15 protein-coding genes are annotated in these 14,979 nt (G+C 38.1%); 11 read left to right on the top strand and 4 right to left on the bottom strand.

Annotated features, from left to right (window positions below):
- Nucleotides 1–40 precede the first annotated feature (40 nt).
- On the bottom strand, nucleotides 41–2,569 hold the full coding sequence (locus B2X72_RS22535; protein ID WP_232475680.1) for an OstA-like protein: 2,529 nt from the start codon (nucleotides 2,567–2,569) through the stop codon (nucleotides 41–43).
- 99 nt (nucleotides 2,570–2,668) lie between these two features.
- Between B2X72_RS22535 and tilS the strand changes: the two genes are divergently transcribed.
- The 7 genes from tilS (at nucleotide 2,669) to B2X72_RS22570 (ending at nucleotide 7,770) form a co-directional block, all read left to right on the top strand.
- Nucleotides 2,669–4,000, top strand: coding sequence for a tRNA lysidine(34) synthetase TilS (gene tilS / locus B2X72_RS22540; protein WP_088160259.1), 1,332 nt, complete (start codon nucleotides 2,669–2,671; stop codon nucleotides 3,998–4,000).
- A gap of 144 nt (nucleotides 4,001–4,144) precedes the next feature.
- On the top strand, nucleotides 4,145–4,639 hold the full coding sequence (locus B2X72_RS22545; RefSeq protein WP_088160260.1) for a hypothetical protein: 495 nt from the start codon (nucleotides 4,145–4,147) through the stop codon (nucleotides 4,637–4,639).
- A gap of 89 nt (nucleotides 4,640–4,728) precedes the next feature.
- The gene (locus B2X72_RS22550) at nucleotides 4,729–5,049 is read left to right on the top strand and encodes a DUF4834 family protein (RefSeq protein WP_088160261.1); all 321 of its coding nucleotides are present in this window, start codon (nucleotides 4,729–4,731) and stop codon (nucleotides 5,047–5,049) included.
- A 33-nt stretch (nucleotides 5,050–5,082) separates the two neighbouring features.
- A complete protein-coding gene (gene recF, locus B2X72_RS22555) occupies nucleotides 5,083–6,186 on the top strand; it encodes a DNA replication/repair protein RecF (protein ID WP_088160262.1) in 1,104 nt (367 codons plus the stop codon).
- Complete coding sequence (locus B2X72_RS22560; RefSeq protein ID WP_070560660.1) at nucleotides 6,179–6,505, top strand: DUF721 domain-containing protein; 327 nt, start codon at nucleotides 6,179–6,181, stop codon at nucleotides 6,503–6,505. Before recF ends, B2X72_RS22560 begins: the two co-directional genes overlap by 8 nt.
- A gap of 11 nt (nucleotides 6,506–6,516) precedes the next feature.
- On the top strand, nucleotides 6,517–7,080 hold the full coding sequence (locus tag B2X72_RS22565; RefSeq protein WP_088160263.1) for a Crp/Fnr family transcriptional regulator: 564 nt from the start codon (nucleotides 6,517–6,519) through the stop codon (nucleotides 7,078–7,080).
- A gap of 255 nt (nucleotides 7,081–7,335) precedes the next feature.
- Nucleotides 7,336–7,770: an SRPBCC domain-containing protein gene (locus tag B2X72_RS22570; protein ID WP_286851550.1), complete on the top strand. Its 435-nt coding sequence runs from the start codon at nucleotides 7,336–7,338 to the stop codon at nucleotides 7,768–7,770.
- A 365-nt stretch (nucleotides 7,771–8,135) separates the two neighbouring features.
- Here B2X72_RS22570 and B2X72_RS22575 read toward each other — a convergent pair whose 3' ends face one another.
- From B2X72_RS22575 to sucC, 3 genes are all read right to left on the bottom strand, one after another.
- Nucleotides 8,136–8,756: an L-threonylcarbamoyladenylate synthase gene (locus B2X72_RS22575; RefSeq protein WP_120333498.1), complete on the bottom strand. Its 621-nt coding sequence runs from the start codon at nucleotides 8,754–8,756 to the stop codon at nucleotides 8,136–8,138.
- A 149-nt stretch (nucleotides 8,757–8,905) separates the two neighbouring features.
- Nucleotides 8,906–10,351 carry an asparagine--tRNA ligase gene (asnS, locus tag B2X72_RS22580; RefSeq protein ID WP_088160265.1) on the bottom strand — a complete coding sequence of 482 codons (1,446 nt, stop codon included), beginning with the start codon at nucleotides 10,349–10,351 and terminating at the stop codon, nucleotides 8,906–8,908.
- 319 nt (nucleotides 10,352–10,670) lie between these two features.
- The gene (gene sucC / locus B2X72_RS22585) at nucleotides 10,671–11,864 is read right to left on the bottom strand and encodes an ADP-forming succinate--CoA ligase subunit beta (protein ID WP_046674091.1); all 1,194 of its coding nucleotides are present in this window, start codon (nucleotides 11,862–11,864) and stop codon (nucleotides 10,671–10,673) included.
- 172 nt (nucleotides 11,865–12,036) lie between these two features.
- Between sucC and B2X72_RS22590 the strand changes: the two genes are divergently transcribed.
- From B2X72_RS22590 to B2X72_RS22605, 4 genes are all read left to right on the top strand, one after another.
- Entirely contained in the window at nucleotides 12,037–12,687 is a 651-nt protein-coding gene (locus tag B2X72_RS22590; RefSeq protein WP_208734186.1) for an ABC transporter ATP-binding protein, read from the top strand.
- Between the two features lie 29 nt (nucleotides 12,688–12,716).
- The gene (locus tag B2X72_RS22595; RefSeq protein ID WP_286735800.1) at nucleotides 12,717–13,196 is read left to right on the top strand and encodes a hypothetical protein; all 480 of its coding nucleotides are present in this window, start codon (nucleotides 12,717–12,719) and stop codon (nucleotides 13,194–13,196) included.
- 78 nt (nucleotides 13,197–13,274) lie between these two features.
- On the top strand, nucleotides 13,275–13,805 hold the full coding sequence (locus tag B2X72_RS22600) for an HAD family hydrolase (protein ID WP_145327824.1): 531 nt from the start codon (nucleotides 13,275–13,277) through the stop codon (nucleotides 13,803–13,805).
- A 127-nt stretch (nucleotides 13,806–13,932) separates the two neighbouring features.
- Nucleotides 13,933–14,937 carry a LacI family DNA-binding transcriptional regulator gene (locus B2X72_RS22605; protein ID WP_145327823.1) on the top strand — a complete coding sequence of 335 codons (1,005 nt, stop codon included), beginning with the start codon at nucleotides 13,933–13,935 and terminating at the stop codon, nucleotides 14,935–14,937.
- Nucleotides 14,938–14,979 lie beyond the last annotated feature (42 nt).

The raw sequence follows: 14,979 nt of genomic DNA on the forward strand, positions 1-14,979 counted from the left end.
TGTTTTGCGCTGCTTTTTTGTGCGACTCAGTATTGGCCGGTTATTTAGCTTTTACTTTTGTCTGTGTACTATCTTGTGCAGGTATTATCGCCGATTTACTAGTTGTTGAGTCGGACTTTGCAGCTACTTTGTCAGTTGCGGTCTTAACACTTGTTTTTGTAACGTTAGCTTTATCCGTTATTTCAGATGGCTTAGCTGTTTTGGTGACAGCGCTTGATTTATTGTTTGTAGCGTCCACCTCTTTTTCTTTCTCGAGCGTTTCGTTAGCACCAGCTTTCTTGGCGGCACCCTTTTGAGGGGTAGTTGTTTTATCGCCTTTTTTAATAGACTTCATTGTTCCAGATTCTTCACCTTCTGGTGCCGCCGGAACCGTAAATGACGCTTTTGAAAGATCCCTTTTTCGATTTAATAAATCATCTTTTGATTTAGGTCGATCTTCGGGGCGCCAGGTGAAATTCGGAAGAAACTCCTTGTCGGCCGTGACTTCAGCAATAGGATATACTTTGCCATCGACTTTCCGAATAGATACATATTCCTTCAGCTTATTATCTTCCATCAAGATCTTGAAACGACTGCTTCGATCATGGACAAGCTCAGTGGTTATATTGGTCTTTTCATCAATATTGTAGAATATATTTTCAGCGTTGCCATCAACAAACAGACGTTCCATACGGTTATTGGTAAAAAAGCTGGTAATCTTCCGACCTTTAATCTGATTGAATTTCAATGAGTCACTTGTTGCGTTAACCATGAAAGCGTTACCGACGAGTAGCGAATTGTCCAATTTTTGATTCTTTACCTGTAAGAATATGGTATCTCCGGATATTTGTGAGTTTTCGGCCCACATCATTGGTTTTCCCATCAGTCTGAACATGGAATCTTGCATACCATAATACATAGAATCTGCTACGGCTTGCAAGTCCGATTTAAATAATCGGGCATTATAGTATGCCTTTATAATCCGTGTTTTGGCCGTATCCTGGGCGAGAGAATCCCGTTTACCCTGTTGGGCATTTTTTAAAGCTGCTCCCATCAGTTTATCGGATTCACCGCCTTTCGGGATGATCGCTTTTTTACGCAATACACTATCAGCCTTGAGATTTTTTTCAATTTCTATCTTGTTTTGGTCACCGACAATAGCTGGTGTTTTCTTTGCTGCAATCGGTTTCTTATTTGTAAGTGTATCTTGTACTTTTTTAATGCTCTTTTCAAGAACCGGTTTGCCGCTGTCTTTTTTAGGCAAACTGTCGATTCCCTTGTGAAGGTCATCTTTTATGTTTTCTAATGTACCTGTGGAATCAACTGTTGTTGAGCTGGAATCCTGGTCACCATAATCGACCTCATTATCATCCTCAATAGCCCCACCTTCACGATTCAATTTAAAATCTTTTGCAATATAATCCCGGCGAAATATCATCTGTGAGAAGAGCGTGTCGGCTGTCATAAAAACAGAATCTACCTGTGAATCAGCCTTAAGTGGTTTATTATTGCCGCTTTTGATATTTTTACCTGGATGTTCCTTTTCTTCTAGAGCAACTTGCGATGTAGTTTTATTTGATCTGAGGTCATCTTTGTGTTGTTCTTTTTCAATCTTCTTCAATTCTTTCGCTTCATTTTTTAGCTCTTTCTCCGATTTTTGTTGGACAGGAGACAAAGAAGATACAGAATCTTTTTGTGTTGAATCTTTTTTGACAACCGAAATGATCAGGGGTTTGTCTGTCATCGTAATGGATTCGTTTCTCCCGTTGTACAAACCAAATCCACCATAGGCGTAAAATTTGTCTAAGGTATCAACAAAGACCACATTTTTTACGGCTTTACCGATTCCCACTTGTCTATCGTAGAATAGGCTGTCTCCCTTAAGAAACTTTGTCCCTTCTGTGTAGAGGTTGTTTTTAGAGAAATAAGCCTGGCCCGTTGCCATATGGTATCGGCCTTTTTCAGTATACAGGTTTTCCCCTTTATTTCCCTTGATATTGGTAGGCCCATAGAAATCAGTAATGCGAGTATTACCATTATATTTCATGGAGTCCGTGTAGACTTTTACATTGGTTGATCGGACCACAACTTTTTGATTGAAATAAGATTCCCCTGTATTTTCGAAATAAGTAGCTCGCTGGCTTGTAATTGTATCGCTTCCTGATAGAATACGCCCACCACTGTAATAATTACCGATTTTACTTCGCATATTATAGACAAGGTGATCGGTTGTCAGTATAGAGCCACTGGTGCTGACCATTCGTACAGCGCCCGTAAGTGTAGCGAGCTGCATGGCCGCTTCATAGTGTAATTTATTGGAAAATATCTGCGTGCCGTCGGGTTGAGTAATGATTACATTTCCAAAGGCTTCAAAAAATTGTCTACCAATGTTGTCTTTGTGTAAATAGCCACTATCTGATGATAGCGTTGAGCCTACATGTTCATAGACTGGGCGGTAAAAGAGGATATTGCCGTCTTTTCCAGTAATAATATGGGATGATGAAAGAAGCTTTAGTTCATCCTGTTTCTGTGCTTGGACCGACAAGCCAGTTAAAATAAATACAATAAGTGTATAAATGTATTGTTTCACAAGGGCAAAAATATGGATTTTAATTGCTACTTCACTGGATTTCACAAATTTTAAGACTTGAATTTATCATTCGGACAAAATATACCGTAACTTTGTTATATGAATGTGCTGGAAAGACTAATGGGCTATATTGAAAAGGAGCATTTGTTGATGCCTCATGATAAAATATTGCTTACGGTGAGTGGGGGGAAGGACTCGATGTTAATGGCACATTTATTTGCAAAAGCAGGGTATACAATTGCTATTGCACATTGCAATTTTCAATTAAGGGGGGCGGAATCTGAAGGGGATGAAGCTCTAGTCAGAAAATTTGCAGCGGAAAATAATGTGCCAATATACGTGAAGCACTTTGATACACAAGCTTACGCAAAGGACCATCAGATTTCGATTCAAATGGCGGCACGGGAACTTCGTTATGCTTGGTTTGAGAAATTGCGACATGAGCTGCAGTTCGACCGAATTGCAGTAGCTCAGCATCTGAACGATCATATCGAAACGGTACTCCTGAACCTTTCACGTGGAACCGGTCTCCAAGGCCTCCAGGGTATTTTCCCTATCAGAGAGCGCATCATCCGACCACTACTTTTTCTGAAGGCTAGCGAAATTGAACATTTCGTGAATATGTATGGGATTGCTTATCGAGACGATCAATCCAACTTTTCAACAAAATATGCACGTAATAAAATAAGGATTGATATCATCCCACATTTTAAAAAACTTCAGCCAGATTTTGAGATGGTCTTCGAGCAGAATATCAATCATTTTAAGGAATCTTACCAGCTGTTGCAGCAATTTGTGGAGCCCATTCGGAGAAAGCTGTTTTACCCTATTGACGAAGGATGGGGAGTTCGGAAGGAAGATCTGGAACCCTATATAGATAATCTGCCTTTGCTCTATGAGTTGTTTTCGGCTTTTAATTTCTCAAAGCCGGTACTAAGTGATCTTCAACAAGCTTGGTCAAGAGAGTCTGGACGTATTTTTCAATCCGATGCCTACCATATGCTCCTGGATAGAAATGAACTTTTTATTCGTGAAAAGGAATTTATTTCACCCGATGAGGCTTTAATCACTTCCGAAACTTCAACTGTGGAGTGGAAACACTATTGTTTTCATGCCAATGTTTCTGCGGATCTAGCTATTGTCAAAGCGAGTGAGGTTGCAAAGCTGGATTATGATGTATTAGTTTTCCCGCTCACGATTCGATCATGGAAAGTTGGCGATAGCTTCTATCCTTTAGGTATGGAAGGGCGCAAGAAGTTGAGTGATTTTTTTATCAATAAGAAGATCAGCTTATTTGAAAAGGAAAATATCCCGATCGTGGTGAATGGAAATGGAGATATCCTTTGGGTAGCCAATTATCGCATGGACAATCGTTATAAAATTACCGCCAATACAAAAAAAGTCCTTACTTTAGTTTGCAGAACTGATTAGCAAGAAAAATTGTTGCTGCTAAAAATGATGGAAGGATCCTGAATGATACAAAATCTATAGCAGCAAAAATGATACTAATGAGGAGTTCAAATAGTAAGAGACAATGGTGCGAAGTCTCCAAATTAATAGCTAAATCTTAAGTAAATGAAAGAAGGTGTACTCTATTCGGAAAATCAATATTTAGGTCGTGACCGTGTTTGGATCAGCGTGCGTTTAGTGCTCGTACTTTTTTGTTTTACGGCATTTTATTTGAATTTAGACCATTTGATATCGAGCCAATTGTTCTTTATTGTAGGAGTAGGGATTATCATCACATCTATTGTCATGATGTATATGGTATTATTTCGTACGGAAGTATTTCAAGACCATATACTTATTAGTGGACTATGGTCTACTCGAGTCGTCAAAATCGATCTTGCCTCCATTACAAAAATAGAAAAGGCGCCTTATAATACATTCTTTTTCAATAATCCTGTTTATAATCTGCACACTAAAGGAAAGATTAAATTCTTCGCTGGAGGCAAAAATGCTGTTTTTTTAACAGATAAAGATGGTCTTACCTACGTGTTGGGTACACAGCGCCAGGAAGAGCTCTATCGAATTATTATGGAAACAAAAGCGCGATTAGGAAAGTCTTAAAATTTGTTAATAAATTCTTATCTGACATTTTAAAGACAACAGTTTATCGAGTTATTGGTTAAATTTGATAAAATAGCAACGAATTAACTATGGCATTTTTAAAATTTATACTTATTACATTCGCTGTTTACTTTGTAGTAAGATTCTTATTTAGATTATTTTTACCATTTGCAATGCGTAAAGCAGCTGAAAAGTTGATGAAAAAAGCGCAGCAGCAGGGTGGAGCATACGGTAGCCAAGGATCAGGTGGTACCTTTTATTATGAATTTAATGGTCAAGGGCAACAGGAAAGTAAAAGGTCTCAGCCCGAAGGTAAGGTACATGTCGATTACATTCCACCGAAAGAAAGCCCTGAACGCAAAGGGACTGAAACTGCTGGTGAGTTTGTGGATTTTGAGGAAATAAAATAATTTTTAGCAATCCAAATAGCGTATCTTTGTGCTATGTGGCTGAAGCAACTTTCTGTTCTAAATTTCAAGAATTACTCGGAATCATCTTTGGAATTTCTCCCCGAGGTAAATGCGTTTACAGGGAATAATGGTGTTGGTAAAACCAATCTTTTGGATGCGATTCACTATTTATCACTCTGTAAAAGTTATTTCAATCCAATTGATTCGCAGCATATCAAATCAGGAAATGATTGGTTTATGGTACAGGGTGAATTTGATAAAGAATCCATTAGTGATTTCATTTCTTGTAGCCTAAAAAAAAATCAGAAAAAACAATTTAAAAAAAATAAGAAGGATTACCCGCGACTGGCTGATCATATCGGCTTATTTCCTTTGGTCATGGTATCCCCAAACGATAGCATCATCGTTACAGATGGGAGTGAAGAGCGTAGAAAGTTTGTGGATAATGTGATTTCCCAAACAGATAATAAATATTTAGATACCCTGATTATTTATAATAAGTTTTTAGCCCAACGTAACAGTCTCCTTAAACAAGCACGTCAAACCAGTGTATTGGATCTTGGCCTAATCGAAATTCTCAATTTTCAACTTGAAGAAGTTGGAAATATTATTTTTCAAAAAAGAAGGTCTTTTATGGAGGAGTTTCAGCCGGAGTTTGACCGACACTATCAGTTCCTCACCGAGGATGCAGAGTCTGTTCAATTACAATATGAATCGCCTTTAATGACAGATTCTTTTCTAAATATTTTGGAGAAGAATTTGGAACGTGACCGTATGCTGGAACGCACAACGCAAGGAATACATAAAGATGATCTGATCTTTACCATTCACGGTGGAATGCCTTTAAAGAAGTTTGGTTCTCAGGGCCAACAAAAATCTTTTCTAATTGCCCTGAAGCTTGCACAATATTCTTATCTCCAGCAGAAAAAGGGTTTTAAGCCCCTACTTCTTTTGGATGACATCTTTGATAAACTTGATGATCGCCGTACACATAAATTGATGCAAATGGTTTCAGAAGATGATTTTGGACAGATTTTCCTGACAGATACGGATTCCGTGAGAATTCAGCGAATCTTTGACGAAATCAGCCGACCTGTTCGTATATTTGATATTGAAGGAGGACAAGTCAATGTATAAGAAGCAAACTAAAAAAAGCCTGGAATTCATTCGATCAAGCGACGATATGACAATCAAGGAGGGGGTTGAGCGTCTTCTTGAGGCTTATAAACTACGAAGAAAATTTGATGAAACTTCGATCGCATCTGTTTGGCCTCAATTGATTGGTAAAGCTATCGCTAATCGCACACAGCAGCTATATGTTCGTGATAAAAAACTGTTCGTACGTGTGGAGTCTGCTGTGATTAAGAATGAATTGGCGCTTATGCGAAGACAAATTCTAGGAAGGGTAAATGAATATGTAGGTCACGTCATTATTGAAGAAGTCGTGATTTTATAAAACCTCCTTTCATGTTAGATCAACTCTTTCGAGATTTTTTTCCTATTTCTGAGGCTAGTGCCTTAAAACTTTTCTCAAACTTCGAGCGTATTGAATTAAAACGAGGTGAATATCTGATCAAGGCGGGCGATTACTCTTCCAATCTGTTTGTGATAGAATCCGGATTAATCCGTCAATATGCTTGGTCAAAAAAAGGAGAGTTTACGCAATGGATAGGTACAAGGAATCATTTTGTGACAGATCTTGCTTCTTTCATGTTTGACAGGGCTTCCATATGGAATTTCCAATGCATTAGCGATTGTACGGTATACCGTTTGTCAAAGTCCGATTACCAGCGAATGGAATCCGAAATTGTGGAATGGAATAAATTTGAGAAGGCTTTTTTGGCAAAATGCTTTTGTACCATGGAGCAGCGAATCTCGGATTTTATTTGTCTAACAGCGGAAGAAAGGTATGTCCAATACTTTGAACAACATAAATTATTATTCCAACAAGTTCCCCTTCAATATATCGCCTCCGTGTTGGGTATGAGCCCAGAAACCTTGAGTCGTATTCGAACAAAAATAAGTTCTTGATAAAAGTCAAGAGCGAGCTGCCTGTCTTTTTCTAGTTTTGTCTTGTAGCTGTTAACGAACAACTTGCTTAATCGAACACGTAACCAAAATTTTATGTATTTATACGGTTCATAATAAGCTTGGAATAGTTTGTTTGTAGCTGTAATAATTGAAATTAAGATGAAACTAGAATAGCATCACATACGTTTTATCGTTATTTGAAGACAGCTGAAGAAGCTTGAGCTATTTTGTCGTTTCAGCGATAAAAAGTACAAAATGAAAAAGATTGAAACGAGTATTCTCATTGATGCAACAGCAGAAGAGGTTTGGCAGGTATTAAGTGAATTTAAGGCTTATTCCCAATGGAGCCCAACAATCAAACAGTTTGAAAAGCAACCGGTAGTCGGAAAACGCTGCAAAGTCCTTTTAGAACAACCAAACGGATTCAAGATCAAAATGAATCCAAAATTCCTGTCTATTGAACAGCATATCGAGCTGCGCTGGAAAGGAGATTTATTCTTTCCAGGTATTTTTGATGGCGAGCATTATTTTAGGTTAGAGCAAGTGGGCGCTACGCAAGTTAGATTTGTCCAAGGTGAATTGTTTTCTGGATTGTTGGTTCCTTTTCTGGGAAAACTACTGATAGAAACAAAGCGCGGATTTGAACTTTTCAATATAGCGATAAAAAGACGGGTAGCGTATCGTTCTTAACTTTCCACAGGGATCTGTTAGTATAGTTTATTTATAAACACGATATTTAACAAATTTGTCGATGAATGTTATCTTATGCACATTTTTATGTGTATAACCCCTTAGTTTTGCACATTTTGTTGTTTTTTTGAATCCTTTTGGTTTGCGTTATTAACAATTAAGTGTTGATAAAGGAGTACTTATGCACATTTTATGTTAATGTATATAGGTCGGCAGGCTACTTATTAACATTTCTTGTGTTAATAAGTAGCCTGTTTTGTTGATAAGTATGTTGATGGGGGTAGTTTATACACAAATTACCAACAATGCTGTTGTTGGGAATTTTGCAAATAGTTAATAAGGGGAGTATCTATTGAAAGTTGATTTTATAGGAATTGCTCCAAATCACCTTTTCCTTCACGAATAACATCAAAAGTTCCTTCTGTAAGATCGACCACGGTAGATGCGACATTATCGCCATAACCGCCATCAATAACAGCATCAACTAGATCTTCGTATTTTTCATGAATTAATTCGGGATCAGTAGAATATTCAATAATTTCATCTTCATCGTGAATGGAGGTTGTCACAATAGGGTTGCCTAATTGTTTGACAATTTCACGAACAATATTATTGTCTGGCACACGTATACCCACAGTCTTCTTTTTGGAACTTAGTAGCTTAGGGACTTTAGTTGTTGCGTTAAAAATAAAGGTAAAAGGTCCAGGCAAGGCTTTTTTTAATACACGGAATACGGAGGTATCGAAGGATTTTGTGTATTGCGAAATATCTGTTAAATCATAGCATATAAATGATAGATTGGCCTTTTCTGGTTTTAGACCTCTAATTTCACATACTCGTTCTATGGCTTTTTGTTGCGTGATATCACAGCCGATACCATATACGGTATCGGTAGGGTAGATGATTACACCCCCACGACGTAGAATATCAACCGCCTGTTCTATTGCCTTGGGGTTAGGATTGTCGTTATATATCTTAATTAGCATTTTCTATTTTTGTTAAGTAACTGAATTAGGTTTAATCTTAGTCCCTGTTGTAGGATGTCAATGGGACAATGGTTACTATCTGAATTCAGATACGCTATATCTAAAAGAACAACAGCCAAAATATTTTGTTTTGGCTGTTGTTCTTTATATTAAAATTCTGCGTTTTTCGGCGTACGTGGGAATGGAATGACGTCGCGGATATTGGTCATTCCCGTCGTGAATAAAACGAGGCGTTCAAAACCTACGCCAAATCCTGAATGTGGTACCGATCCAAAACGACGTGTATCCAAGAACCACTCCATTTCTTCAGCAGGAATACCAACTTCAGCCATGCGATCGAGTAAGCGATCAAGATTTTCTTCACGCTGCGAACCACCGACCATTTCACCAATACCTGGGAAAAGAATATCCATGGCACGTACGGTGTTTCTTCCTTGCGCATCCGGCTCATTTTGCTTCATATAGAAGGACTTGATTTCGCGCGGATAGTCTGTTAAGATCACAGGTTTCTTGAAGTGTTTTTCAACCAAGTAGCGTTCGTGTTCCGATTGTAAATCAGCACCCCAATCATCAATTAAATATTTGAATTGTTTCTTTTGGTTTGGTTTGCTACGCTTTAATATTTCAACGGCATCGGTATAGGTAACGCGTTCAAAATCGTTTGTTAATACGAAGTTTAATTTCTCAACAAGATTTAATTCTGAACGTTCTGCAGCAGGCTTAGATTTCTCTTCTTCCAACAAACGATTGGTTAAGAACTCAATTTCTTCTGGACAGGTTTCCAAAGCATATTTAATCACATATTTCAGCAAAGCTTCGGCCAAGTCCATATTGTCCTCTAATTCATAGAAAGCCATTTCAGGTTCGATCATCCAAAATTCGGCTAAGTGACGTGTTGTATTTGAGTTTTCCGCTCTAAATGTCGGACCGAACGTATAGATGTTTCCAAATGCCATGGCACCAAGCTCACCTTCCAATTGGCCCGATACAGTAAGGTTCGTCGGTTTTCCAAAGAAGTCTTCTTTGAAATCGATATCTCCATTTTCTTTGCGTGGCGGGTTTTTTAAATCCAGGGTTGTAACCTGAAACATTTCTCCAGCACCTTCCGCATCCGAACCTGTGATGATTGGTGTATGCATGTAGACAAAGTCGTTTTCCTGAAAAAACTTGTGTACCGCAAATGCTAAAGCATTACGCACTTTGAATACCGCATTGAATGTTCCGGTACGGAAACGCAAATGCGCAATTTCACGTAAAAATTCTAAGCTATGCTTTTTGGGCTGTAATGGATATTTTTCGGGGTCAGAGTCGCCAATAATACTTACTTCAGTAGCTTTTACCTCAACTTTTTGCCCTTTACCCAATGATTCTATCAATTGACCTTTTACGCGAACTGCTGCTCCAGTGGTGATACGTTTTAAGATATCTTCAGGTGTATTTTCAAAATCGACAACTGCTTGAATATTATTGATTGACGAACCGTCATTGATTGCTATAAACTGATTGTTGCGGAAAGTTCTTACCCAACCTTTAACAACGACCTCTTTGCCAAATTCTGTGGCATTCAATAGTTCCTTTATTCTTGTGTGTTCCATCTTAATTTTTGGAGATTGACTTGTAAAAGATGCTTTGTTAAAAAAGCAATACAAAAATAAGCTATTCTGTTGGTTTATTGGTTATAAATGTTGATTTAATTCACTTAAAGATGGTTCGTTAACCTGCACAAGGAAAATATATGTTGAAATAAAGACAGGTGAAAACTCCAAGATTGGGAAATGGCACACAGCTCGTTTTGCTACGGAATATAGGTTTGCTAAGAGAACTTTTTGTCTGTGTGGCGAACGATAGGAAGAGTAGAAACAAAAAACGCGGACTATAACTAGTCCGCGTTTTTTGTTATGATGATTAAAGGAATTAACCTTTCAATACTTTCGTTACCAATTCAGCAGCTTCTTTCAATAAGATTGCAGAATAAACTTGTAAACCGGACTCATCAATTAATTTTTTCGCTTCTTCAGCATTCGTACCTTGAAGGCGAACGATGATTGGAACAGGGATGTTACCGATTTCGCTGTAAGCATCAATTACACCTTGAGCAACACGGTCACAACGAACAATACCACCGAAGATATTAATTAAGATCGCTTTTACGTTAGGGTCTTTTAAAATGATATTGAAACCAGCTTTTACAGTTTCAGCATTTGCAGTACCACCTACGTCCAAGAAATTTGCAGGTTCACCACCAGCTAATTTGATGATATCCATTGTAGCCATTGCTAAACCAGCACCATTTACCATACAACCTACGTTACCATCTAATTTAACGTAGTTTAGGTTTGATTCACCAGCTTCAACTTCCGTTGGATCTTCCTCAGTTACGTCACGCATAGCAGCGTAATCTGGGTGACGGTACAAAGCGTTCTCATCAAGATTTACTTTCGCATCAACTGCTAAGATCTTGTCGTCTGAAGTTTTTAATACCGGATTGATCTCAAACATAGAAGAGTCTGTAGAATCGTATGCTTTGTAAAGAGCGGCAACAAATTTCACCATTTCTTTGTGTGCAGCACCAGAAAGACCAAGATTAAAAGCAATTTTACGTGCTTGGAATCCTTGTAAGCCTACTTTTGGATCGATTTCTTCTTTGAAAATCAAGTGTGGTGTTTTTTCTGCAACTTCTTCGATGTCCATACCACCTTCTGTAGAGTACATAACGATGTTACGTCCCTTAGCACGGTCTAATAATACAGACATGTAGAATTCTTTTGTTTCGCTCTCGCCAGGATAATAAACGTCTTGAGCTACCAAAACTTTGTTTACTTTTTTACCTTCAGGTCCAGTTTGAGGCGTTACCAATTGCATGCCAATGATGTCAGTTGCTCTTTGTTTGACTTCATCTAAGTTCTTAGCTAACTTGACACCACCACCTTTACCACGGCCACCAGCGTGAATTTGAGCTTTAACAACAACCCAATCAGAATTGTAGTCTTCTTTCATTTTTTTGGCCGCTTCCACAGCTTGCTCTGGAGTATCTGCTACGATACCTTCCTGTACGCGCACACCAAAGCTCTTTAGTATTTGCTTTCCTTGATATTCGTGAATGTTCATTTGCAAAAATATTTGGCGTAAAAATATAATTTTTTGGGGGATAAGACAAGGGATAAGTTGCTCTTTTATCTATTTTTTGACATTTAGACAAAATAAAATGGCTGGAATAGAGAAATAACAGCTTATTTATTCAAACTCGTGGTATCGTAAATTTATTTATCTTTGTCCTATGATGTTACATGCCAAAGGAATTCACAAAGCTTATGGGTCATTACCAATTTTGAAAGGTGTTGATATCGCTGTTGAAAAAGGGGAAATCGTCAGTATTGTTGGTGCTTCAGGAGCTGGTAAAAGTACACTGTTGCACATCATTGGTACCTTGGATAAGCCTGATCAGGGAGCGGTTTTCATCAATGGTGTTGATGTTCAAAAATTGAATGCTAAAAAGCTCAGTGCTTTCCGAAATGAACATATTGGTTTTGTTTTTCAATTTCACCATTTGCTGCCTGAATTTACAGCCTTGGAAAACGTGTGTATTCCAGCTTTTATTCAAGGAAAGGGGAGGTCCGAGGCGGAAGCTAAAGCAAGAGAATTGCTTGAACTATTAGGGGTTTCTCATCGTATTGATCACAAGCCTGCTGAAATGTCTGGCGGAGAACAACAACGTGTTTCTGTGGCTCGTGCTCTGATCAATGATCCTTCCATTATTTTGGCAGATGAACCTTCGGGTAATCTTGACTCAGAGAATGCAGCAGCTTTGCATCAGTTGTTTTTTGATCTTAGACATAAATTTCAGCAGACATTTATTATCGTTACCCATAATGAGGAACTTGCCCGAATTTCGGACCGAACGATACATATGCGCGATGGGTTAGTCGTGTAACAGTAATCCGGATTATAACTATATTTTTAATGAAGAAAATACTCATAACTTTCGGGACCAGACCTTTGGCGATGCGTATCGCTAAAAGACTTGGGGCTGATTTCGAAATAGTATATGCAAGTTCAGAAGACATTCCCGAATTGCTTTTAGCGTCAGGGAAATATGCCAAAATTCCAAAAGGTCTTCTTCCTACTTTTGCACATGACATACTCAAATTAAGTTTAGACCAACAGGTTGATTATGTGCTGCCTTTAGGTGGTTTTGAGCTGGAACCATTGGCTGCAGCCAAAGTTTTATTTGAGGAATATCAGATTTCAGTTCTTGTCCCCGATAAAGATCTGCTTGAAACTATTCCTGTTATGGAAAATCCGCCAGCTGATTTGCCTTATAGACTTCTGTCAAAGGGCAACGATTTATTGGACTCAGCGACTTTCGAAAGATCACTGGATGGATTGTTTGTTGCTTCGGATTCCGGGGAGGATTTAGCATTAATCTGTGTATCCAAATAGAATCTTATTTTTGTGGCTAGTGTCATTAAGGTTTTAACCCTGTTGACACAGCCCTTAAATTTTAAGCTTTTACATATCATGATGTTCCCAGAAGAAAAAAAGGTATATGTTTTTGAATTAGATGATGTTGTTTTTCCTAAAAAGGATTACTTACTTCAAGTATATTATCTTTTTGCTAATTTTATAGAATTTACAGAGACTGTTCCGGCTCAAGCAGATTTGGTTCAATTTATGAAAAATCACCTCGAGCATCAAGGTGAGAATTTATTGTTCGAACATGCGCAGCAAACCTTTGGATTTGATCAAAAATATAAGGAGAATTTTGAGCGGCTTCATGTCAATGCAATTTTGCCACTACGGTTACATTTGTTTGATCATATTAATACGCTGTTTAGGCAGTTAAAAGCCGCAGATAAACATGTTTGTATTTTGACGAAAGGAAATCCGCTAGAACAACTCAATAAAGTCAAATTTGTGGATTGGGGTGAATATGGGGATGCTGTAAAAGTTTACTTTAAGGATGAACTTGTTTTTAGGGGAATTGATCCATTGGAGTTCCTCGCAAATGAGTTTACGGTGGACACGACCGCAATTCAATTTGTAGACTAAGTTTACAGTCAGTATCTTTGTTGAATCTACCAACAATAATTGTTATTAAAGTCGTCGTCGATATTGTTGAGAAAAAATTATGATTAGGGATATAAAAGCCCTATTTTTATATAAAGCCCTTGGATTTATGAATAAAGTGAACAAGCCTGCCACGATTAAAGAAATTGCCAAGAAGCTGAAAATCAGTCCTTCGACAGTTTCTAGAGCATTGAATGATCATCCTAGTATTGGATTGGTGACAACAATGCGCGTAAAAAAAATGGCCGAAGAATTGAATTATGAACCCAATCAAACGGCTATATTCTTCAAGCAGCGTAAAACATTTACGATTGCTGTTATCTTACCGAGTTTGTCTGAACCGTTTTTTTCTTTCGCCATTAGTGAAATTGAAAATGTTGCATCAGAACACCGATATACTGTGCTGATGGGACAATCACTGGATGACCCCGAGCGTGAAGAACAGATCTTAAAAACATTTAAAAACCATCGTGTCGATGGGATTTTGATGTCTATAGGTAAAAAGACGACCAATTTAGAATTCATTGAGAAATTGGAAGCGTCTGGTATCCCGATTGTCTTCTTTGACTGTGTGCCTAGTTTACCCAATATCAATAAAGTACAAAGCGATCTTTCTACGGGTATGAACGAAGCTGTGGATGCTTTCGTAGCGCGTGGACATAAAATTATTGCCCTTGTAAATGGGCCGAAAACCTTGCCGGCTAGTGAAGATCGAAAAGTAGCTTATCTATCCGCCATGAAAAGGAATGGTATGGATATTCTAGAAAAGAATATCATCGAAACAGACCTGAGTACGGAAGGAAATGAAAAGGCTATGGATAGTATATTTGCGATGTCTGAGCGACCTTCTGCAATTATATCTTTTAATGACTTTGTTACACTTGATTTGATGAAAGCGGCCAGACAGAAGGGGCTTGTCTTAAATCAAGATATTTTCTTTATTAGTTATGCCAACTATCCGTTATGGCAATATATGGAAAATCCGCCAATGGGACGCATAGAGCAATTTCCGGGAATGCAAGCGCGTAAAGCCGCTGAAATTTTATTTGAACGCATTGACAACACCGAAATTATCGATCAACAGATCGTCTTTAAGTCGCGATTGGTTATGTAATCGCTATTAACCATTCGATCATAAAACTAAAAAGGGGAAAAT

The sequence above is a fragment of the Sphingobacterium sp. UBA7253 genome (genome assembly GCF_002472745.1).
Classification (GTDB): Bacteria; Bacteroidota; Bacteroidia; order Sphingobacteriales; family Sphingobacteriaceae; genus Sphingobacterium; species Sphingobacterium siyangense.